We start from the raw sequence: 21648 nt of genomic DNA, 5'->3' as shown, positions 1-21648 counted from the left end.
CTCACGACTTTTGGGGTTTTTGGCAAGACCCATCCTGTCAGTGTTGCGTGTTCAGGGCCTGGAACAGACAAGAAAAAGGCCGCAGCTCCATCCGGGGCTGCGGCCTTTCTCATGATGTGCGGGCTGGATCAGCTTCTATGCTGCTGCAGCTCGCGGCGCACATCGGCCGGGCGCATCGGCATGTGACGCAGGCGGATGCCCACGGCATTGAAGATCGCGTTGCCGATAGCGGGAGCGACGACTGTCACACCCGGCTCACCAAGGCCCGTGGGCTTTTCGGTGTTCTGGATGAACTCGATGTCGATGTCCGGCACATCGGGGATGCGCAGCGGCGTGTAGGTGTTGAGGTTGCGGTCCTTGATCGTGCCGTTGACGATCTCGGTGCCCTCGAACAGCGCCATGCTGAAGCCCCACAGTGCCGCACCTTCGGTCTGGGCGAGTGCGCCGCCCGGATCGACAATGGTGCCGGCATCGAGGACGAGCCAGAGCTTCTGGCAGGTCACGACGCCCGTCTTGCGGTCGACATGGATCTGCGCCGCAGCGGCCGTCCAGGTCGGCATGCCGCGTTCCTGACCGAAGCTGGTGGCGATGCCGATACCGGTATCGGCCGGGAGCTGCTTGTTGGCGTAACCGATCTTGTCGGCCAGACGCTGGAGCACGGCGGCCTGACGCTTGGCACCACCCACGGAGTTCGGAGCCTGACCGGCGTTACGGCCCTGCGCCGTGAACATGGACAGACGGAACGCCAGCGGGTCCTGCTTGGTGGAATGGGCCAGTTCGTCGAGGAAGCATTCCAGCGCCCAGGGCGTCCAGCCGGCACTGACCGAACGCAGCCAGCCGGGACGGAAGGTCGCATTGGCGAGGTCGTTGCTGATGGCGCGGACGCGGGTCGGACCGGTTTCGTACCAGTGATCCGCACCGGCGATGGCGAACGGATCATACTTCTTGCCGTCTTCACCGGTGGCGAGGAAGGCCGGAGCCATGACCTGTGTCGGCCAGCCGGCGACCGCAACATAGTCCATGCCCACGATCTTCTTGCGGTCGTTGTCGAGTGCGACCTTGATCGTCTGGATGGACGGCGAGCGGATGGAATCCAGCTCCATGTCATCGGAGCGGGTCAGGATCAGCTTGACCGGTGCGCCACCGATGGCCTTGGAGGTCAGGGCCGCCGGGATGCAGTAATCGCCGTTCAGACGACGTCCGAAGCCGCCGCCGAGCATGTAGGTGCGCATGACGACCTGCTCTTCAGGAACCTGAAGCGCCTTGGCAAGCTGCGGCAGAATGAGGGACTGCCACTGGTTGCCGGTATGGACTTCCCACATGCCGTCGATGTGACGGGCCACGGCGTTGACCGGCTCAAGCTGGTAATGCGCGACCGAGGCGCAGGTATAGCTGCGTTCGAAAACCTGACCGGGATGGATGGTCAGGGCTTCGTCCACACCCTTGTCGTTGAAGACGCGGGTGCCGTTCTTCGGATCAGCAGCCAGCTTGCGGCCGTGCTCAATGATGTCCGCCTCGGAGACATTGATCGTCGGGCCGGGAGTCCACTGGACCTTCAGTGCGTCGGCAGCGCGGATCGCAGCAGGATAGGTCTGGGCGAGCGCCACGACCCAGCCTGGAACGATGCCCGAGGGATCGTCCAGAACCACATAGCGCACATAGCCCGGGATCTTCTTCGCGGCGCTGTCATCCACGGAGATGACCTTGGCGGCGTAGCGGGTCGGCGGCATTTTCGGGCGGCCATAGACCATGCCGTCGAGCTTGACGTCGATGCCGTAAATGGCCTTGCCGGTTGTCTTGTCCGGGATGTCGAGGGCCGGGACCTGCTTGCTGATCAGGCGGCGGTTGCCCGTCGGCTTGAGCGGCAGCTTGGCCATTTCTTCCGGCGTGAAGGTCCGGGTCGGCTTGGCGCGGGCAACGATGTCGCCAAAGGAGACGCTCTTGCCACCAGCGGAGACGACGCTTTCACTGACCGTGCAGCGTTCCGGCGTGGTGCCGAGAAGCTTTGCGCCTTCGGTCAGCATCACGCTGCGGGCGGCAGCACCGGCCTGACGGAAGGTGTCCCAGGTATCCCAGACGGACCAGGACCCGCCGGTGACGTACTTGCCGGCCCATTTCGGGGCGGTGTCGACCTGCGTGATCTTTATCTTGTCCCAGTCGGCGTCCATTTCGTCCGCGATGATGCGGGCGAGGGCGGTGCCGACATGCTGGCCCATTTCGGCGCGGACGATGTTGACGTTGATCGACCCGTCAGGAGCAATGGCGCACCAGATGTTGGGCTCGAACGCGGCTTCCGGCGGCATGGCGGACGGCAGCGTCGTGGCAGCGCCGGCCTTGCGGGCGAAACCGAACATCAGCCCGGCGCCGGCCGCCGTCATCAGGAAGTTGCGGCGGGAGAGGCGCGTGGCGTCGCTCTTTTTCGCAATCTGTTCGATTTTAGCCATTGTTGGCGCCTTCCTGCTGCCTTGAGGCAGCTTCCTTGATGGCCTTGCGGATGCGGATATAGGTCATGCAGCGGCAGAGGCTGCCACCCATCACGCCGTCAATCTGGTTGTCCGTCGGGTTCGGATAGTCCTTCAGGAGGCTTGCAGCCTGCATGATCTGACCGGACTGGCAGTAGCCGCACTGCGGCACCTGCTGGTCACGCCAGGCGACCTGCACGACGTGGTTGCCTTCCGGGTCGAGGCCTTCAATCGTGGTGATCGAGGCGCCTTCGACGGCGGAGAGCGGCGTGATGCAGGAGCGCGTGGCGCGGCCGCCCACATGGACGGTGCAGGCGCCGCATTCACCGATGCCGCAGCCGAACTTGGTGCCGGTCAGGTTCAGGTCGTCACGGATGACCCAGAGCAGGGGGGTATCTGCCGGGGCGTCGACCGTAACGGGCTGTCCGTTGAGTTCAAATTTCGTGGTCATGTCCTGTTTTCCCAGTCCTGCCCGGATCAGTGCGAAGCGTTGATGGGCGGAGCTTCGAGCGTGGCGCGCGCGCTGGCAGCCTTCTTCTCTAGATCCGTCCAGGGGGGCAGCGTGGTGCGTGTGCGACGCAGATACGCGGCGATGCGGGCCATGTCATGATCGGACAGGCCGGAATAGAAGCTCGGCATCGAGATGTGGTCCTGACCTTCCTCCGCGGTGATGCCATGCAGCATGACCTGATAGAGGTTGTTCGGCTCATCCAGCCACAGCGCGTTGTTCAGGGCCAGTTCCGGGCGACCCAGAACGGGGTTCGGGCCGGAATTGTAATGGCAGGCGCCACAGGCACCCTGATACAGGCGCGCATCTTCGTCGAGCGGCTGCGGACCCGTCAGATCACGGCCGGACATCTGCATGGCGCGGGAGATCGCGGCCTGATCGCCAGCACTGCGCTGGGCGGCCTTGTCCACGTCCGCATAATAATGTGCGATCGCATGCACGTCTTCCTCGGGGATCTTGGAGAGGAAGCGGTGCGGGACGGGCGACATCGGGCCTGCGGCGGAACCGTGCAGCGGAGCCACGCCGAAGCGCAGATACTGGAACAGCTCGTCTTCGGTCCAGACGACGGGCGTCGGGTTGTGGTCGTTCAGCGGCGGGGCGATCCAGCCATCGATGACCGCACCGTCATAGACGCTGCTCATTTTCTCGGCGCCGAGAAGGTTACGCGGCGTATGGCAGGCGCCACAGTGCTCGTTGCCCTCGGCGAGATAGGCGCCACGGTTCCACTGTGCGTCATGCTTCGGATCGTTCTGGTAGCGGCCCGGGGTGAAGAACAGCAGCTTCCAGAAGCCCTGGCCGATCAGGCGGATGTTGATCGGGAAGGGGACCGTGTTGTCGCGCGGCTTCATGTGGATGGCCGGGCGCGTCATCAGATAGGCGTACAGGTCCGAGACGTCCTGATCGCTGACCTTGGTGAAATGGTCGAACGGGAAGGCCGGGTAGAGCTGGGAGCCGTCGCGGGCGATGCCCTTGTTCATGGCGCGCTTGAACGCGGCCAGCGACCAGTTGCCGATTCCCCATTCTTCATCAGGCGTGATGTTGGACGAGAAGATGTCACCGAAGGGGGTGGCCATCTTGAAGTCGCCGGCCAGTTCGGGGCCGGGCTTGCCATCCACGCGGGTATGACATTCCGCACAGTAGCCGCCATTCGCCACGATGGCGCCACGGCTGATGGCGTCTGCGGAGAATGACGATGCGGCTGGCCGCGGGATCGGGGCAATGGCGGGGTACCAGGCATAGGCAAGAAAGCCGATGCCTCCCACTGCGCCAAGGCCAATGACGGCGGCAGCTATCTGTTTGAGCATGCTTATACTGTCCCGGCAGGTTTGAAATCATTTGCCACAAAAAGGTGGCTGTTGCGTGCAACCTAGTGCACGGAGCCGTGAAAGGAAAGATTGCGTTATCTCAAAACCGTGTGTTTCCGGAAATAAATGCAGTCACCGTCATGAAAATAACACAGGTTTCCCGACGTTCCGGCGTAAATTAGGGTGATATCTGGTCCGGATTACAGTATTTCAGGGGGTAGACTTTGTGCGGCTATGAAGGGGATATTAAGTCCTCGGCGCGGGAGTCTGTTACAATTCATCAAAAAGCCAAGGTGTCTTTGCATGAATATTATGACACCGAGTGCCAAAAACCTCCTATGCTTTAAGCGGACTTTCCGCAGGCTTTCTGACACCTGGAGGGTTCGAAAAACCCCCTGGTATTGAGGTCTGCTCTGTGATTCCATTTCCCCTTAGTTGATTGGGGATGATGAAAGATGAAGCAGCCGGGTTTCTTTGATGTTGAAGAACGGCTTGCCCGCTTGAGCGGGCTTGGTGATCAGCTGGAGGCCTTTTCCCGGACTGTGGATTTTGAAGTCTTCCGCCCTGACCTGGAGAAGGCTCTGGCGTATTCTGACGGAAGCAAAGGCGGACGACCGCCATTTGATCCGGTGCTGATGTTCAAAATTCTGGTGATCCAGACGCTCAACAATTTGTCTGATGAGCGGACGGAATATCTGATCAACGATCGCCTCTCCTTTATGCGTTTCCTTGGTCTGGGACTTTCGGATCGGGTGCCGGATGCCAAAACGGTCTGGCTGTTCCGCGAGCGTCTGACCCAGGCGGGTGCGATCGAAGGGCTGTTCAACCGCTTTGATGCGACCCTGCGCAACGCCGGGTATTTACCGATGTCAGGCCAGATCCTGGATGCCACACTGGTAGCTGCTCCAAAGCAGCGGAACACCAACGCAGAGAAAGCCGATCTTCGGGAAGGACGTATTCCTGAAGACTGGCAGGACAAACCCGCAAAGCTGTCGCACAAGGATCGTCATGCGCGCTGGACACTGAAGTTCACGAAGGCGAAGCGGCAGGATGATGGAACCATGCCCTCCAGCGATCTCGCCATCCCGTTCTTTGGCTATAAATCGCATGTTTCCATTGATCGGAAATACCGGTTCATCCGGAAATGGAAAACAACGCATGCCGCCGCCAGTGATGGCACGCGATTGAGAGAGGGGCTGCTGGATAAAACCAATACGGCCTCAACGGTCTGGGCTGACACGGCCTATCGCTCAAAAGCGAATGAGGACTTCATGGAGGAGCAGGGCTTTGTCTCGAAGGTTCACAGGAAAAAGCCGCATCTCAAGCCTATGCCCAGGCATATCCAGAAATCCAACGCCGGAAAGTCCGTTATCCGGTCGCGTGTCGAGCATGTCTTTGCTGATCAGAAATCACAGACCGGGCTGTTCGTCCGAACCGTCGGCATAACGCGGGCCACCATGAGGATCGGGTTGGCCAATATCGTCTATAATATGCGCCGCTTCCTCTTCCTGGAGCGGATCAGCGCGAATGCATAGCAATCCAGCGGGGGGCAGCACTCAATCTGCTCAAAACGCAGATCGAAAACGAACCCAAAAGTAGTCAATCAAATCGCCAAAAACCTGAAATCACCAGCCAAGCGTATCAATCAAGGGTTCTTCGATCCCTCCACGTCCAGAGGCTCTGACGGGGAATGGCGCGGGTTCTGGCCGTGTTGTGATGCATGGCTTATGCTCGGGGCGCGGCCGGTTCTGCGGCCGTTCTGCCGAGAGGATCCGCCATTTCTGACCGTTCCGCCCTGATCCGGTTTGCTGCGCTGGCGGGTGTTGTCCTGAGCGTGCTGGGCGCGCTCTGTCTGGGACGGTTTCCGCTCTCGCCGGGGCGGGTGCTGGGGGTATTCGGGTCTCTGCTGCATCTGTCTTCCGCAAGTGATCCCGTGGCGCAGGTTGTGGTGATGCAGGCGCGGCTGCCGCGTATTCTGGCGGCGCTGCTGGTCGGGAGTGCGCTGTCCTGCGGCGGCGCGACCTATCAGGCGGTGTTCCGCAATCCGCTGGTCTCGCCCGATCTGCTCGGGGTTCTGAGCGGGGCGGCATTTGGGGCGGCGCTCAGTATTGTCAGTGGCGGATCGGCGGTCGTGGTGCAGATGGGCGCGTTCGGCGGCGGTCTGCTGGCGGTCGGGACGGGGCTGCTCATCAGCAGGACGCTGCCGGGCGGGGGTATCCTGACGCTGCTGCTGGGTGGCCTGATCGGAAATGCGATCTTCACGGCGTTACTGTCTCTGGTGAAATATCTGGCCGATCCGATGGATCAGCTTCCGGCCATCGTGAACTGGCTTCTGGGCAGTCTGGCGCCGAGCGGATGGCAGCAACTGGCCTGGATGTCGGGACCGCTGATTGTTCTGACGGTGGCGCTGGTTCTGTGCGCGCCTATGCTGGATGTGCTGTCGCTCGGGGATGATGAGGCGCGCAGTCTGGGTGTGTCGGTGCAGGTCATGCGTCCGGCGCTGATCGTTCTGGCGACGCTGGCCTGTGCGATGACGATTTCGATGGCGGGGATCATTGGCTGGATCGGGCTGCTGGTGCCGCATGTCGCGCGGCTCCTTGTGGGCGCGGAACATCGGAGCATGATGCCGGTCTGTGCGCTGCTGGGAGCCGGGGGGCTGGTGCTGGCCGATACCTGTGCGCGCAGTCTGACGACGGGGGAGGTTCCGCTCGGGATCGTCACGCAGCTTTTTGGCGCTCTGGCGTTTGTGCTGGTGCTGCGGCGTCTGCGTCGGGGTGTGGAATGACGTTCCTGTGCTGCGAGGAGCTGACATTCTGCCAGCCGGGACGGAAGCGCCCGGTTCTGGAAGGGATTGATCTTGCGCTGGTGCCGGGGGAGCTGGTCGGGCTTTTAGGGCTGAACGGGGCGGGGAAGAGTACGCTGCTGCGGCTGCTGATGGGATTTGTGGTGCCGACCTCCGGGGAGGTTCTGCTGGAGGGGCGGGCGCTGCGGGAGTGGTCGGCTTCGGCGATTGCGCGGCGTCTGGCTTATGTGCCGCAGAGTCATGTTGCGAGTTTTCCGTATACGGTGCGGCGGATGGTGGAGCTGGGGCGTGTGCCGTATGCGGGGCTGACGGGACGGCTTGGGGCTGAGGACCGGATGGCTGTTGAGGCAGCGCTTGAGCGGATGGGGCTGGAGGCTCTGGCGGGGCGTCCGGTGACGGAGTTGTCTGGTGGGGAACGGCAGCGTGTCGTGCTGGCGCGGGCTATTGCACAGGATGCGCGGGGACTGCTGCTGGATGAGCCGATGACCGGGCTGGATTACGGGCACCAGATCCGGCTCATTGCGTTGTTGCATGATCTTGCGCGGGAGGGGCGGCTTGTTATGCTCACCTCACACCGGCCGGAAGAGCTTTATGTCCGCGCCAGCCGGGTCCTGATCCTTGATCATGGACGGATTGAAGCGGACGGGCCGCCGCAGGATGTTGTGACGGCGCAACGGATGTCAGCGCTTTACGGGGTGCCTCTGCGACAGATGGATCACGCCGGGAACCGCTTTTTCCATCACGGGAGGGATGAGGAATGAAACAGTCACGGATCTTGAAGCGGCTTCCGGCCCTGACCCGTCTGGCGTTGCTGGGATCGGCTCTGGCGCTGCCGCTTGCGACAGTGTTGCCTGCACCTGTCGCCCATGCCGCGCCGCCGTCGCGGATCGTGGAAGGGTGGTACGCGCATAACGCGACGCTCATCATGCTCGGTGCGCAGGACCGGATCGTGGGGACGGTGGCGCGGCAGGCAATGCTGCCCTGGATGTTCCGTCTGGTGCCGGAGCTGGCGAAGGCGGAGACGCTGGACCCAGGAAACCTGAATGCGGAAGAGGTTCTGGCGCTGCATCCGGATCTGGTGTTCGTGACGAACTCGGGACATGCGGCGGATGCGCTGACGCATGCGGGGCTGAATGTGGCGCCCGAGGGCTTTGACCGGTTTGATTCCATGCTCGACTGTGTGGATGGGACGGCGACGCTGTTGCAGACGCCGATTGCGGCCAAGCGGGCGCAGGCTTATCGCTCGGCATTTCTGCAGGTGATTTCGCAGGCGCCGACCAATCCGGATGGGCCGCATGTGCTGCATGTTGAATCCCTCAAGCCGCTGCGGGTTGATGGGGATGACAGCATCATCGACCAGTGGATCCGCAGTGCGGGCGGGCAGAATGCGGCGCAGGGCATACATGGCAACAAGCAGCCTGTCTCCATCGAGCAGGTCCTGTCCTGGAATCCAGACATTCTCATTATTGCGGCCAATGCGGGTGACCCGGCGACGCTGAAGCAGGACCCGGTCTGGTCGAAGATCAAGGCCGTGCAGACGGGGCGGGTCTATCGCAATCCGACGGGCCTGTTCCCGTGGGACCGCTATGGGCCGGAACTGCTGCTTCAGGTGATCTGGGCGCGGCAGATCGTGCAGACCGGTCAGGTGGATGCGCCGGCGATGATCCGGTCAATCCGGTCTTTCTATCATGATTTCTATGGCATTGCGCTTTCGGCCGATGATGCGCAGCGGATGCTTGATGCGCTGCCGCCTGCTTCCGACACGCCCTGATATTCCGGACAAGGATCTGATTTCCGTATGATGCAGACAGTTCTGCCCCGCCGCCTTTGTGCTGTTCGTTGTCTTCTTCTGGCCGGGGCGGTGTTTGCGTCAGGCGGTGTTTTCGGGACGGCGCGGGCCGAGGAAAGCCTGCTGCCGGTGCCGAAATCCGTTTCGGTCTCCAATGGTGTGGCGTCCATCGGAGGTGGGGTTCAGATCGTCTGGGAGACGCGGCCTTCGCCTCTGTTGCAGCGGGCGGCGGTGCGGTTCGTCACGCGTCTGAAGGCGATCGCTGGATCTGCGGGGCATGGAGCGCCTTATGTGCTGCATGTCTCGGCCGGGGCGGACCGGGCGTATCTGAGTGTGGACGAGAAGGAGCATTACACACTCACGACGGCTGCGGGTGGGGCACGGCTTGAGGCGGATGGTCCGGCTGGTGTCATTCACGGGCTGGCGACGCTGCTTCAGCTGGTCCGGGCCACGCCGGAAGGGGCTGTGGTCGAGCGGGTCCATATCGATGATGCGCCGCGTTTTGCCTGGCGTGGGCTGCTGCTGGATGTGTCGCGACATTTCGACACAGTCGAGGCGGTGGAGCGGCAGCTTGATGCGATGGAGCTGGTCAAGCTCAACGTGCTGCACTGGCATCTGAGCGATGGTTCGGGGTTCCGGGTTGAGAGCCGGATGTTCCCGAAGCTTCAGAACGTGGCGTCGCACGGGCAGTATTATACGCAGGCTCAGGTGCGCGAAGTCGTGGCATATGCGGCGGATCGGGGCATCCGTGTCGTGCCGGAAATTGATGTGCCAGGGCATGCGCTGGCGATCGTGCAGGCCTATCCGGAACTGGCGGCACAGCCTTTGCCGGACGTGGGCATCAAGGGAGAGAACCTCAACAACGCTGCGCTGGACCCGACCAACCCGCAGACGCTGCGCTTCGTGCGGGTACTGTACGGGGAGATGGGCGGCCTGTTTCCGGACCGGTATGTGCATGCGGGCGGTGATGAGGTCGTATCGTCACAGTGGACGAAGAACCCGGCGATTGCGGCTTATATGAAGGCGCATGGTTTCGAGACGGCGGCGGCGCTTCAGGCGGCCTTTACGGCGGAAGTTGCGAAGATCCTCGCGGCCCAGGGGCATGTCATGATGGGCTGGGACGAGGTCAGCGAGGCGCCGATCCCGAAGAACGTCGTGGTCGAGCCCTGGCGGGCGTCGAAATGGACCGGGACGGCGACGCGGGCGGGACATCCGGTTGTGGTGTCTGCGGGATATTATCTCGATCTGCTGCGACCTGCCGCCATGCATTATGCGGTTGATCCGTTCGATACGAAGGCCGAGGGGATCACGGCGGCGCAGCTTGCGAAATATCCGCCGAAGAATCCCGGTTTTTCGTGCCGTTTACGATGGACGAGCACGCGCCGCCGCTGGATGACGGGCAGAAGGCGCTGATCATGGGGGCGGAAGGGACGCTCTGGGCGGAGATGGTCTCCGAGCCGATGCTGGATGCGCGTCTGTGGCCGCGGATGGCGGCGCTGGCGGAGCGGTTCTGGTCTGCGCAGGATGTGCGTGACGTGTCTGATCTGGAGCGGCGTCTGCCAGGTGTGATGACCGAGCTTGAGGCGACAGGGTTGCAGGCGTCCCAGCATCAGGAGGCCATGCGTGAAGCAATGGCGCCGGGGCATTCAGGGCCGCTGAAAGTGCTGACGGAAGCGGTGGTTCCGGTCCGTAATTATGCGCTCAATCGTCTTGCGGCGCCAACGGGCGACGCGATGCTGTCCGCACCTGTGGCGGTGAGCAATCCGGATGCGTTCGCGGCGACCCGGTTCAATGCAATGGCGGCGCGTTATGTGCAGGGTGAGGCCGGGCTGGCCGGGCCTCTGCGGGAGATGTTGCAGCGCTGGACCGACAATGATCCGGCGTTCGTGGCGAGTGCGAAGGGTGTGCCGGCGCTTGAGGCGGTTGTGCCAGTGTCCCATGCCATCGGACTGCTGTCGCGGGCGGGGCTCAATGTCCTGAACGGGCGGGAGGGTTCGGCCTGGCGGATGGACGCGGATCGGCTGCTTCAGGAGCAGGAACAGGCGTTTGAAGGCTCGGCCAGCATGCTGGCATCGGCGCATTCTCCGCAGCCGCCGGGCGGATTGCTGATTGCGATCCTGCCGGGGATCCGCGCACTTCTGGGGGCGCACACACCGTAAGTGTTGCGGATATTGCGACACGGGGGATGGATTTCCGGATCAGGGCAGGAGAGAAGGAGAGCATGACACGCTTTCCGATCCTTCTTCTTGATTATGACGGCACGCTGGCGGAAACGCAGCCGGCCATTCTGCGCAGCCTCAGAGAGGCCTTTGGGGCCAGCGGGATTGCGGCCCCGTCCCCGGACGTCCTGAAGCAGGAGCTGACCCGTGGTGGCACGCTCCAGACGCTGTTTCAGGCGATCGTGCCGGACAGTGACGAGCATGATGCCGCGGCATTCGTGCGGTATTACCGGGCGTTCTATCCGGCGGCGGACGAAGAAGAGACGGTTCTGTTCGACGGAGTAGTGGAGACGCTTTCCGCTCTGAAAGAGCAGGGGAAGATCCTGGCCATTCTCAGCAACAAGCATGCGCCTACGGTCTGTGCGAGCATTGCGCGCTTTGGTCTGACATCGTTCTTTACCGGGGTGATCGCCTCGGAGCCGCATTTTCCGCACAAGCCGGACCCGCGGGTCATGAATGAACGGATTCTGCCCCTGTTCCCGAAACAGCCGCGTTCATCGTTCCTGATGGTCGGAGATACGGCGGCTGATCTTCAGTTTGCGCGCAATACCGGTGTGGCCTCGTGCTGGGCCAGTTACGGGCATGGATCGTCCAGCCAGTGCGAGGCACTGAAACCGGAGATCCGGATCGATTCCTTCGGGGACCTGCTGACGGCGCTTCGGGACTGATACCGAGCGTCAGGTCGGAACGGGGCCGATGCTGCCCCGCAGGACCAGTTCGGTGTCGAGGATGACGTTTTCGCTGCCTTTATTGGCGCTGAGCAGGCGGATGGCTTCCGTTCCCTTGCGTTCATGGGGCTGGCGGACCGTGCTCAGATCTTCGCCTTCAGCCTTGGGGATGTCGTCGAAACCGAAGATCGAGATGTCCTGCGGGATGCTGAAACCGAGAGCGCGGATGGTGCGCATGGCGCCGATGGCCACGCGGTCGCTCATGGCGAGGATGGCGGTCGGGCGCTGGGCACGGTTGAGCAGGTGGCGTACGCCTTCGGCACCCATGTCTTCGGAATTGATGGGGATTTCCCAGGTGGGGACGTCTTCGGGAGCAATGTTCGCTTCCTTGAGGGCCAGCAGATAGCCTTCGAGGCGCATGGCGATGGTGCTGTGGGCGATGTTGGCGCGGCGCTTGGCGGTCAGCGGGCCGTAATAGCCGTCATGGGCGGTCTTGAGCGACAGGATGCCGAAATGGCGGTGGCCGAGTTCGAGCAGGGTTTTTGCGGCGCGGTAGGCGGAGCCGCGATCGTCGATCCCGATATAGGGCACGCCGTTAAGGCGGGGCTGGTCCACCACGACGAGGGGGACGTTGCGCTGCTGGGCCATCAGGACGCAGCGGCTGTCGGGGGCGACGGAATAGAGGATGTAGCCGTCCACAGCGGCATTGCCCAGTGAGACGGGGGCCGTGCGGTTGCGCAGGTTGCTGCCGGCGGAAATCAGGGCGAGATCGGTTTCCAGCTCGTCGCAGGATTTGGCGACGCCGTTGAGCACGCTGAGCATGGCGGGATCGGAGAAGGCGTAGGGGAGGTCTTCGCTGAACAGGAAGCCCAGAGCGCCTGCGCGGCCGGTGGCGAGCTGTTTGGCGGCCGGGTCGGGGCCGGTATAGCCGAGCTCCTGGGCCGCGGCGAGGATCTTCTCGCGCAGGGCGGCGGAGAGCTGGCCCGGGCGGATATAGGCGTTCGAGACGGTGGTATGGGAAACGCCGACCTGCGCCGCCACGTCCTTGAGGGTTACTTTGCGGCGGTCGTGCTGTCGGGTCATTGTTCAGGTCTGTCCAGTAACGACACCGGAGTCGTCATGTCAGATCCTGACGCTCGCCGTATGGTGTCAGTGCTCTTTTGAAAATCACTGCCGACACCATACTCATTTTCCCTGACATAAACCAGTCACGGGAACGGGAGGATTTACGGAAACGTCAAATTCTCTATTTGGGCCTGCTGCGAGCTCAGTCCTGCTTCGGCTTGGGATTGGACTGGTTTTTCTTCGGCTGCTGCACGGGAGTGAACATGGCGCGGCACTTGGGAGAGAGCTGGTCGATCTTCTTTTTCATGCAGGCGGTGATCTTGGCTTCGTTCGGAATGGCCAGCGTACACAGACGGATGGCGTCGCCCTGGCAGGCCTGCTTCTGCTGTTCGCGGGTGGCGGCTGATGCGCCCTGTGTCAGTGCAAATGCCAGTCCGGTCAGGGCGATGAAATAACGGATCATATGGTCTCTCCTTACCTTCAGGTAAGCGTATGAAAGGTTTTGTGGTTTCAGGCGACAAACACTTTATCACAACTGTGAAACCGCACCGCTATTCAATAAGGACCAGAGCATTCCTGATTGAGAACTGTCAGGGATGAAGAATACGGGCAAATCTTGCTGAGGCGGCGGGGCCGGGTGTGGGGTCGGTCGTATTGACCGGGTTGGGCAGTTCAGGCGGGAGGGCGCCGGGTTGCAGGCTCATGAGCAGGGCGCGGGCGCGTCGGGCGTCGGGTGTGTCGGCCCAGCAGTAATGGATGGCACGCGACTCACGCTGGGATTCGATCAGGCCGGCGCGTCGGAGTGCGCCGAGATGCTGGCTCAGCGTGGGCTGACCGATGCCGGTCATGGTTTCGAGTTCGCTCACGGCATGGGTGCTGTCGAGCAGGGCCGAGAGGAGCATCAGGCGCTGGGGTTGGGCGAGGACGCGGAGCCATTCGGCCAGTTCGCGGCTTTTCTCCAGCGGAAGCAGGACGGTCATGAGCGCTCCCTAGCTGCGGGTTGGAAGAACCATGTCGCGCCGGCTTTTTCCACGGCGGCTTGTGTCTGGAGCGGCGGGGCGACCGTGCGCTGTCCGGGCTGCCAGCTTTCGGGCGTCAGCGTGCCGGCGCGGTCTACTTCCTGCAGTGCGCTGAGCAGGCGTAACAGTTCGGGGACGGAGCGGCCGACAGTGGCCGGATAGTTCAGGATAGCGCGGATGATACCCGAAGGGTCGATCACGAAGACCGAGCGTACGGTGGCGCTGTCCTGTGCGGCGCTGTCGAGCATGCCATAGGCGCGGGCGACGGCGAGGGACGGGTCCTCGATGATGGGGAAGGGGATCTGGATTCCGAACTGCGTGTTGATGGCCTCGACCCACGCGAGATGGGCCGGGAGGCTGTCCGCCGAGATGCCGAGCAGGGCGCAGTCCCGCTTCTGGAACTCTTCCGCGCTGCGGGCCAGGGCGATGAACTCGCTGGTGCAGACGGGCGTGAAGTCGGCCGGATGGGCGAAAAGCAGGACCCAGTGTCCGCGCAGGGCGCTCATGATGAATTCGCCATGCGTGGTCCGGGCGCTGAAATCCGGAGCCCGGTCGCCAATGCGCAGAAACGGAAGGGGGGATTCAGCGGGAGGGGATACGTTCATGATCCGGTTCCAAAAGCATCAGGGCGCTTGCCATGCAACACTTACAATATTAACTTAACAGTTAATGAAAGTGTCGTAAAGGCATTCCACAGCCAGAAGGTGAACGCCATGCATGATGCAGCAGTCCAGGCCGCAACCGCGCAGATCCGGCGAACCGAGGAAGGCGCGGCGCCCGCTCCCGTTGTCTGTACGTTTTTCAACGAAGCCACGAATACCGCGAGCCACGTTGTCCATTGTCCTGTCACGAAGCGCGCAGCCGTTATCGACTCTGTGCTCGATTATGACGCGGCCGCCGGTCGCACGTCCCATGGATCGGCGCAGGCGATCGTCGATTACGTGGAGCGCGAAGGTCTGACCGTCGACTGGCAGCTTGAGACGCATGCCCATGCCGATCATCTGTCTGCGGCCCCCTGGCTGCAGGAAAAAATTGGCGGAAAGCTCGGGATCGGCGCGGATATCACGCGGGTTCAGGCGGTGTTCGGCAAGATCTTCAATGCCGGGACGCGGTTTGCGCGGGACGGATCGCAGTTCGATCATCTCTTTACCGACGGCGAGACGTTCCGGATCGGTGACCTTCCTGTGACGGTGCTGCACGTTCCGGGCCATACGCCGGCCGACATGGCCTTCGTGATCGGCAATGCGGCCTTTGTGGGCGATACGATCTTCATGCCGGATTTCGGCACGGCTCGGGCGGATTTCCCGGGCGGTGATCCGCGGCAGCTGTTCCGCTCAATCCGCCGTCTGCTGTCGCTTCCGGTCGAGACGCGACTGTTCCTGTGCCATGATTACAAGGCGCCGGGGCGGGACGAATATGCCTGGCTGACGACGGTCGGGCATGAACGCGCCTATAACATCCATGTCCATGACGGGGTGGGCGAGGACGAGTTCGTGGAGATGCGGACGGCCCGTGATGCCACTCTGGCGATGCCGCGTCTGCTGATGCCGTCCGTGCAGGTGAATATGCGCGGGGGGCATCTGCCCGAGCCTGAAGCTGATGGCGTGAGCTACATCAAGATACCCGTCAACCGTCTGTGACGTTCTTCTCCGGCGCGGGATGCGTGCCGGTCTTCTGATCCTTTTTCCGTTTCTGGAGTTCCCATGCCGACCCGCCATCTGACCGAAAGCTATGCCGTGTCTCCCCAGATCGCCGTCAGTGACGTGGCGGATCTGAAAGCGGAAGGGTTCCGCACGATCCTCTGTTTCCGTCCTGACGGGAAGTCTCCTGACCAGTCGGACATGAGCGCGATCGAAGAGGCTGCGAAGGAGGCCGGGCTGGCCTTTGCCGCGGTGCCGGTCAAGGCGGGGACGGTGCCGGATGAGGCACAGGTCGCGCAGACGCGGACGGCTCTGGCCACGCTTCCCGCGCCGGTTGTCGGCTATTGCCGGTCGGGTGCGCGGGCCGCTCAGATCTGGGCTCTGGCGGAAGCGGGCAAGCGTCCGGCAGCGGAAATCATTGCGGCGGCTGCTAAGGCCGGGGTGGATGTCAGTGCTCTGCGGGGGCGGATCGAGAGTGTTGCGGTACCCTCTGCGGCTCCGCGCAAGGGGGCGGCGCATTTTCAGGTGCTGATCATTGGCGGTGGTGCGGGTGGTCTGTCGGTTGCGGGCAGTCTGCTCAAGCGCAACAGCCATCTGTCCATCGGTGTGGTTGAGCCGTCGAACGAGCATTTCTACCAGCCGGGCTGGACGCTTGTGGGCGGGGGCGTTTTTCAGGCGGCCCAGACGCGCCGCAAGGAAGCAGATGTCATGCCGAAAGATGTCGTCTGGGTGCGGCAGGCGGCGAAGCTGTTCCGGCCGGATGTGCGGGAAGTGGTTCTGGGGGACGGTTCGGTCGTTTCCTATGATGCGCTGATCGTGGCGACGGGGATTACGCTGAACTGGGATGCCATTCCGGGTCTGGCGGAGACGCTGGGCAAGAATGGCGTGACATCGAACTACCGCTTCGATCTGGCGCCCTATACCTGGCAGCTCGTGCAGCAGCTCAAGAGCGGGACGGCGATCTTCACGCAGCCGCCCATGCCGATCAAATGTGCCGGTGCACCGCAGAAGGCCGTGTATCTGTCCTGTGATGCCTGGAAGCGCCGTGGCGTTCTGGGCAACATTTCGGTTGAGTTCGACACGGCCACGCCGGGGCTGTTTGGCGTGAAGGAATTCGTGCCGCCGCTGATGAAATACATCAAGCGCTATCATGTCGGGCTGCATACCGGGTCGAAGCTTGTGGCAGTGGACGGTCCGAACCGCACGGCGACCTTCGAACGCAAGGCTGGCGAGGGTGTGGAGCGGGTCGAGCGCAAGTTCGACATGCTGCATGTCGTACCGCCGCAGAGCGTGCCGCAGGTGATCCGCGAGAGCGCGCTTGCGGGTTCGGACGGCTTCGTCGAGGTCAATCCGGCGACGTTGCAGCATGTCCGTTTCCCGGATGTGTTCGCCATTGGTGACGTGATCGGCACGTCTTCGGCCAAGACGGCTGCCGCGGTCCGGGTGCAGGCGCCTGTGGTGGCGACCAATGTGCTGGCGTTCCTGAAGCATCAGGCTCCGGTTTCGGAATATGATGGCTATGGCGCCTGCCCGCTGACGGTGGAAAACGGGCGGATCGTGCTGGCCGAGTTCCGTTATGGCGGCAAACTGGCGCCGACGCTGCCGAAATGGCTGCTCAACGGGCAGAAGCCGACGCGTCTGGCCTGGTGGCTCAAGAAATATGTCATGCCGCTGATGTACTGGGACGGGATGCTCAAGGGGCGCGAACTCATGGTTGCGCCCAAGCCGCTGAACGCGAAGAAGGACGGCTGAACCGGTTGTGCAGATTGCGCTTGAACTGGCCTGCGGCGTCTTGATCGGGTTCACGCTTGGCCTGATCGGCGGCGGCGGCTCCATCCTTGCCGTTCCCCTGATGGTCTATGTGGTGGGGGTAAAGAATCCCCATGTCGCGATCGGGACGAGTGCGATGGCCGTGGCGGTCAATGCGCTGACCGGGCTGGTCAGTCATGCCCGGGCGGGGACGGTCAAATGGAAATGCGCGGCCATTTTCGCACCCTGCGGTGTCGTGGGGGCGCTGATCGGGGCCGCGTTCGGCAAGGCGGTGAACGGGCAGAAGCTGCTGCTCTGCTTTGCGCTGCTGATGGTCGTGGTGGGCGTACTCATGCTGCGGGGGCGGCGTAACAAGGGTGAGGCTGGGGCTGCGTGTAACCGCCAGAACATGCCGCGCGTTATGATGGCCGGGGCCGGGACGGGTGTGCTGTCCGGGTTTTTCGGGATCGGTGGCGGGTTTCTGATCGTGCCCGCGCTCATTGCCTGCACACGGATGCCCATTCTCAATGCCGTGGGGACGTCGCTGGTGGCCGTGGCCGCGCTGGGGGCCAGTACGGCGCTGAGCTACATGCTCTCGGGCTATGTGGACTGGGTGATGGGGGCGCTGTTCGTGGCGGGGGGAATTGTTGGCAGTTTCTTTGGAACCCGGACGGCTAAGCGTCTGTCGGGTTCCGGTGCGGCACTGACGACGTTCTTTGCCTGCGTCATCTTCACGGTTGCGGCCTACATGATCTGGAAGAGCCTTTCGGCCCTATAACAGCGATCAGTCGAGGCCGAAATTCGGGAAGATGGTGAAGCAGACCATCGAGAAATAGAACATCACCGCCAGCAGGATGTGACACATATAGAGCGGCGCGATCATGGCGCCACGCCTGCGGAAAAACGCCATCAGGACGCCGAAAGAGGCGATGGCGACAGCGAGGGCCACGTTCAGCATGAGTCGGCTGTCACCATTGCTCAGCGCGATAATCAGGAAGATCGATCCCACAACAGCCGAGCCGACATGAAGCGGGGTGAGGAAGCTGTAGGGGCGCTTATAACGGGCCGCAAAAATTGCGAGCCAGACGCCCATCATCACTGTCAGAGTGAAACATCCCGTCGAAGCATACAGCATCTGTCATCCACCTTGTACCTGATGTATCCGCGCATACCCTCGGAGCCGTGACCGGAATATCCGGAAGTCACCATGCTCCTCAGAACTTGCGAAACAGGGCGCTCCGACTGAGTCTCTACTCCAGAACGGCTTTTGCGGCCAGACGTTCCCCGGCTCTGGATCATCGTGTTAGAGATCGTAAGGTCATATAGGGGAAAATTATACCACCATAGGGTATTTTGACGTCTGCGGGTTTCCTTTCTGTTTCGATATGACATACTGGTTACATGGAATGAGTCGGGAGGAATACGAGGGAATGGATCTGGGAGCACGCCTGCGTTTTGTCCGGACGGCGAGGAGCCTGTCCCAGCGTGAACTGGCCAAGCGGACCGGTGTGACCAATTCCACGATTTCCCTCATCGAGTCCGGAGACATGAACCCTTCCGTCGGGACGCTCAAGCGGGTTCTGGACGGGATTCCGGTGACGCTCGGAGAGTTTTTCAGCATTGCACCGGATGGCGGGGAGAAGATCTTCTTCCGCTCGGACGAACTGGTCACGTTCGAGCAGCGGGGCGTGACGTTCCGGCAGGTGGGTGCGCCGGCATTTGGCCGGACCCTGCAGATCCTGAATGAGAATTATGCGCCCGGCGCGGATACCGGGTCTTCGGTCTATGCCCATGAGGGCGAGGAAGGCGGGTTTATTCTGCGTGGCCGGGTGGAAATCACCGTCGGGGAGCGGTGCGAAGTGCTGGGGCCGGGGGATGCCTATCATTTCGACAGCAGGCAGCCGCATCGTTTCCGCTGTGTCAGTCCTGACGGCTGCGAGATCATCAGCGCCTGTACACCGCCGACCTTCTAGTTTCGCGTAATCCGGTGTGCCGGGTTCTCAAAAAAGCGGGAGGGCTGTGGCTTCCCGTGATTATGGGGCGTTGAGTCCGCGAGTAAGCCTGTCCGTGTTGCGGTCCGGGGCAGGTGGTCCAGCGGAGAGTCACGGACATGTGCGACCGTCCGTTTTCAGGAAAACATGAGTGGCGTCACGCGGCATCCCGTTTCTTTCGGACGGGGTTGGGTATGGCGGTGATGCTCTGTGTCCTGTGCGCGGGCAGTCCGGTTTCGGCGGAGACGGTCACGCGAACGCGGGACATCTGTCCGATCCGCAGGAAGACATTACAGATCGGGCAGAAGAGCCTTGCGGCGGCCGTGGCGGAACTGGCGCGCAAGACGAAATGTCCGGTCCTGATGGATGATGCGCTGTTGCAGGGCGGGAGCAGTATTGCGGTCCGTGGGTCTTATACACCGCGGGAGGCACTGATCCGGCTGCTGGGAAATACGGAGCTGGATGTGATCGAGACGGTGCAAGGGCTGACGGTCATGCCGCTGACCTATAGGGCGGCGCATCGCATGGATAATGCCTCGCGGATGTAGGGGCGCTCAGCGGCGGGATGACCAAACGCGGCGTTGCAGCAGGAAGGTCAGGAGCGCCATCAGGGCGAGATAGCCTAGGACGTAAAGGCCGATCCGTCTGCGCTCGGTCTGGTGCGGGTGGGCTACCCAGTCGAGAAAGGCGGAGACGTCGCCGGCCATCTGTGCGGAGGTCGCACGGGTGCCGTCGGGGTAGGTCAGCATGCCGTCCTGAAGGGGCGGGGGCATGCCGATATGCTTCCATTTCAGGGCAGTGTTGTAATAGCGGCCGTCATCGAGTTTTACGCCCGGTGGAGTGGGGGCGTAGGAGAGCAGGATCTGCCGGATTTCGTCAGCACCGCCGGGCAGCGTCAGGGCCAGACGGGACAGATCGGGCGGGAGGAGGCCGTGATTGGCGAGGCGGCCAACTGCGGCATTGGGATAGGGCGAGAGGATCGGATCAGACGGGGTGGCATGGCGAGTTTTCGGGTCGCCGTTGTTGTCCACGCCGTCGGGTAATTCCTGATCCGCAGTCCATTTGCGGATATCGTTCGGGGAGAGGCCGAGGGCGGTCATGTTTCCGTAATCAACATGTTCCATGCCGTGGCAAGCGGCGCAAACCTGCTGGAAGACCACCAGGCCGCGCTGCGCCGGGGTGCTGGCTGCGGCGGGAAGAGCGGTCAGGCTGATGGCAAGAAGGAGGATCCGGGTCCAGCGGGTCATGACGGGATCTCCCGTTCGGAAGCGAGCGGCATGACAAGCAGGAAATGGATGAACCACCAGACCATCGCCATGCGGCTGATGGTCAACCATGCCTCGGTGGGCGGGTGCATGCCCGCGACACCCAGCAGGATGAAGGATGCGAAGGCAAGCGGAAGCGAGAGACGGACCAGCGGGCGCCGAGTTGCCGGGCGGATCGGAGAGCGGTCCAGCCAGGGCAGGGCGAAGAGGACGGCGAGGCTTCCGGTGGCGAGGATCAGACCGCCGAGGCGGGAGGGGACGGCGCGGAGGATTGCGTAGAACGGGGCGAAATACCATTCAGGCCGGATGTCGCGCGGAGTGATGAGCGGATTGGCCTGAATGTAGTTGTCCGCCAGCGTCAGCAGGCCAGGCAGGAAGAAGACCAGTCCGGCATAGACCATCAGGAAGAGGCAGAGCGCAAAGCCGTCGCGGCTGGTGTAATAGGGATGGAACGGCAGGGTCTGGGCCGGGCTTGTGGGGTCGATGCCGGTGGGGTTGTTCGATTTCACGACATGCAGGGCTGCGACATGCAGGGTGATGACGCCGAGAATGGCGAAGGCCATTGTGAAATGCAGCACGAACAGGCGGTGCAGGGCGATGTTGCCCAGCGTCTCGCCGCCCAGCAGAAGTTCGGACAGCGGGTGGCCGATCAGGGGAATGGCGTGGACGGCGTTGAGGACCACGGTCGCACCCCAGTAGGACATCTGGCCCCAGGGCAGGACGTAACCCGCGAAGGCTGTGACCATGACCATGAGCATCAGGCCAAGGCCCGTCAGCCAGAGCAGTTCGCGCGGGGCCTTGTAGGAGCCGTACCACAACCCGCGGCCGAGATGGATGTAGAGGCAGGCGAACAGCATCGTCACGCCGCCCATATGCAGGCTGCGAATGAACCAGCCCGAGGGGATCTGCCGGTCGATGGCCTCAACATTGGCAAAGGCCTGCGTGATGTCGGGCGTGTAGTTGATCGCGAGGAACAGGCCGCTGGCGATCATGAAGGCCATCGTGACGATCAGGAACGCGCCGAAGCTCCACAGGGCATTGAGATTGCGGGGCATCGGGAAGGTGACATATTCGCGGCGCAGGAAGCCTGTAACCGGGAAGCGGCGGTCGAGCCAGCTGGAAGGTTCTGTGCCGGGCGTTTTGTCGGGTGAGGGCATGGTCCGGTC

At 62.5% G+C, this 21648-nt stretch carries 22 protein-coding genes; 12 read left to right on the top strand and 10 right to left on the bottom strand.

Annotated elements, in window-relative coordinates:
- Positions 1-128 precede the first annotated feature (128 nt).
- The 3 genes from ACJ2A4_RS06020 to ACJ2A4_RS06010 are packed head-to-tail and all read right to left on the bottom strand — an operon-like array spanning position 129 to position 4274.
- Positions 129-2444 (bottom strand): molybdopterin cofactor-binding domain-containing protein, encoded by a 2316-nt coding sequence (locus ACJ2A4_RS06020; RefSeq protein ID WP_408874020.1) that lies wholly within the window; start codon positions 2442-2444, stop codon positions 129-131.
- Positions 2437-2913 (bottom strand): (2Fe-2S)-binding protein, encoded by a 477-nt coding sequence (locus ACJ2A4_RS06015; protein WP_408874019.1) that lies wholly within the window; start codon positions 2911-2913, stop codon positions 2437-2439. The genes ACJ2A4_RS06020 and ACJ2A4_RS06015 overlap by 8 nt, the downstream gene beginning before the upstream one ends.
- A 26-nt stretch (positions 2914-2939) precedes the next feature.
- The gene (locus tag ACJ2A4_RS06010; RefSeq protein ID WP_408874018.1) at positions 2940-4274 is read right to left on the bottom strand and encodes a c-type cytochrome; all 1335 of its coding nucleotides are present in this window, start codon (positions 4272-4274) and stop codon (positions 2940-2942) included.
- Between the two features lie 455 nt (positions 4275-4729).
- Here ACJ2A4_RS06010 and ACJ2A4_RS06005 point away from each other — a divergent pair, with 455 nt between their 5' ends.
- From ACJ2A4_RS06005 to ACJ2A4_RS05975, 7 genes are all read left to right on the top strand, one after another.
- Positions 4730-5809 (top strand): IS5 family transposase, encoded by a 1080-nt coding sequence (locus ACJ2A4_RS06005; protein WP_408874017.1) that lies wholly within the window; start codon positions 4730-4732, stop codon positions 5807-5809.
- Between the two features lie 185 nt (positions 5810-5994).
- Positions 5995-7059 (top strand): FecCD family ABC transporter permease, encoded by a 1065-nt coding sequence (locus ACJ2A4_RS06000; RefSeq protein WP_408874016.1) that lies wholly within the window; start codon positions 5995-5997, stop codon positions 7057-7059.
- Positions 7056-7838 carry an ABC transporter ATP-binding protein gene (locus ACJ2A4_RS05995; RefSeq protein WP_408874015.1) on the top strand — a complete coding sequence of 261 codons (783 nt, stop codon included), beginning with the start codon at positions 7056-7058 and terminating at the stop codon, positions 7836-7838. The genes ACJ2A4_RS06000 and ACJ2A4_RS05995 overlap by 4 nt, the downstream gene beginning before the upstream one ends.
- On the top strand, positions 7835-8848 hold the full coding sequence (locus ACJ2A4_RS05990; RefSeq protein ID WP_408874014.1) for an ABC transporter substrate-binding protein: 1014 nt from the start codon (positions 7835-7837) through the stop codon (positions 8846-8848). The genes ACJ2A4_RS05995 and ACJ2A4_RS05990 overlap by 4 nt, the downstream gene beginning before the upstream one ends.
- Positions 8849-8875: 27 nt before the next feature.
- Positions 8876-10279 (top strand): family 20 glycosylhydrolase, encoded by a 1404-nt coding sequence (locus ACJ2A4_RS05985; RefSeq protein WP_408874013.1) that lies wholly within the window; start codon positions 8876-8878, stop codon positions 10277-10279.
- A complete protein-coding gene (locus tag ACJ2A4_RS05980; protein WP_408874012.1) occupies positions 10222-11025 on the top strand; it encodes a family 20 glycosylhydrolase in 804 nt (267 codons plus the stop codon). Before ACJ2A4_RS05985 ends, ACJ2A4_RS05980 begins: the two co-directional genes overlap by 58 nt.
- A 62-nt stretch (positions 11026-11087) precedes the next feature.
- A complete protein-coding gene (locus ACJ2A4_RS05975; RefSeq protein WP_408874011.1) occupies positions 11088-11753 on the top strand; it encodes an HAD family hydrolase in 666 nt (221 codons plus the stop codon).
- 9 nt (positions 11754-11762) lie between these two features.
- Here ACJ2A4_RS05975 and ACJ2A4_RS05970 read toward each other — a convergent pair whose 3' ends face one another.
- From ACJ2A4_RS05970 to ACJ2A4_RS05955, 4 genes are all read right to left on the bottom strand, one after another.
- Complete coding sequence (locus ACJ2A4_RS05970; RefSeq protein WP_408874010.1) at positions 11763-12836, bottom strand: LacI family DNA-binding transcriptional regulator; 1074 nt, start codon at positions 12834-12836, stop codon at positions 11763-11765.
- Between the two features lie 184 nt (positions 12837-13020).
- A complete protein-coding gene (locus tag ACJ2A4_RS05965; protein WP_408874009.1) occupies positions 13021-13281 on the bottom strand; it encodes a hypothetical protein in 261 nt (86 codons plus the stop codon).
- Positions 13282-13408: 127 nt separating this feature from the next.
- Positions 13409-13798, bottom strand: coding sequence for a helix-turn-helix transcriptional regulator (locus ACJ2A4_RS05960; RefSeq protein ID WP_062507923.1), 390 nt, complete (start codon positions 13796-13798; stop codon positions 13409-13411).
- Positions 13795-14442, bottom strand: a complete 648-nt coding sequence (locus tag ACJ2A4_RS05955) for a peroxiredoxin (protein ID WP_408874008.1) — start codon at positions 14440-14442, stop codon at positions 13795-13797. The genes ACJ2A4_RS05960 and ACJ2A4_RS05955 overlap by 4 nt, the downstream gene beginning before the upstream one ends.
- Before the next feature lie 108 nt (positions 14443-14550).
- On the opposite strand from ACJ2A4_RS05955, the gene ACJ2A4_RS05950 reads away from it, so the two are divergent.
- The 3 genes from ACJ2A4_RS05950 to ACJ2A4_RS05940 all read left to right on the top strand — a co-directional run bounded on the left by ACJ2A4_RS05950 (position 14551) and on the right by ACJ2A4_RS05940 (position 18004).
- Positions 14551-15477: an MBL fold metallo-hydrolase gene (locus tag ACJ2A4_RS05950; protein ID WP_408874007.1), complete on the top strand. Its 927-nt coding sequence runs from the start codon at positions 14551-14553 to the stop codon at positions 15475-15477.
- A gap of 63 nt (positions 15478-15540) precedes the next feature.
- Entirely contained in the window at positions 15541-17229 is a 1689-nt protein-coding gene (locus ACJ2A4_RS05945; protein WP_408874006.1) for a TIGR01244 family sulfur transferase, read from the top strand.
- Positions 17230-17236: 7 nt separating this feature from the next.
- Positions 17237-18004 (top strand): sulfite exporter TauE/SafE family protein, encoded by a 768-nt coding sequence (locus ACJ2A4_RS05940; protein ID WP_408874005.1) that lies wholly within the window; start codon positions 17237-17239, stop codon positions 18002-18004.
- 6 nt (positions 18005-18010) lie between these two features.
- Here ACJ2A4_RS05940 and ACJ2A4_RS05935 read toward each other — a convergent pair whose 3' ends face one another.
- Positions 18011-18361 (bottom strand): hypothetical protein, encoded by a 351-nt coding sequence (locus tag ACJ2A4_RS05935; RefSeq protein ID WP_194259627.1) that lies wholly within the window; start codon positions 18359-18361, stop codon positions 18011-18013.
- Positions 18362-18656: 295 nt separating this feature from the next.
- Here ACJ2A4_RS05935 and ACJ2A4_RS05930 point away from each other — a divergent pair, with 295 nt between their 5' ends.
- Positions 18657-19199 (top strand): cupin domain-containing protein, encoded by a 543-nt coding sequence (locus ACJ2A4_RS05930; RefSeq protein ID WP_408874004.1) that lies wholly within the window; start codon positions 18657-18659, stop codon positions 19197-19199.
- Between the two features lie 137 nt (positions 19200-19336).
- Positions 19337-19765, top strand: a complete 429-nt coding sequence (locus ACJ2A4_RS05925; RefSeq protein WP_408874003.1) for an STN domain-containing protein — start codon at positions 19337-19339, stop codon at positions 19763-19765.
- A 6-nt stretch (positions 19766-19771) separates the two neighbouring features.
- Here ACJ2A4_RS05925 and ACJ2A4_RS05920 read toward each other — a convergent pair whose 3' ends face one another.
- Together ACJ2A4_RS05920 and ACJ2A4_RS05915 are read right to left on the bottom strand one after the other, a co-directional pair.
- The gene (locus ACJ2A4_RS05920) at positions 19772-20464 is read right to left on the bottom strand and encodes a cytochrome c1 (RefSeq protein WP_408874002.1); all 693 of its coding nucleotides are present in this window, start codon (positions 20462-20464) and stop codon (positions 19772-19774) included.
- On the bottom strand, positions 20461-21639 hold the full coding sequence (locus ACJ2A4_RS05915; protein WP_408874001.1) for a cytochrome bc complex cytochrome b subunit: 1179 nt from the start codon (positions 21637-21639) through the stop codon (positions 20461-20463). The genes ACJ2A4_RS05920 and ACJ2A4_RS05915 overlap by 4 nt, the downstream gene beginning before the upstream one ends.
- Between the last annotated feature and the right edge of the window lie 9 nt (positions 21640-21648).

This window comes from Gluconobacter roseus (assembly GCF_046058915.1).
In the GTDB taxonomy this organism is placed as follows: Bacteria; Pseudomonadota; Alphaproteobacteria; order Acetobacterales; family Acetobacteraceae; genus Gluconobacter; species Gluconobacter roseus_A.
The sequence above is the reverse complement of the archived record's forward strand: the minus strand, read 5'-3'. Positions and strand labels throughout refer to the sequence as shown.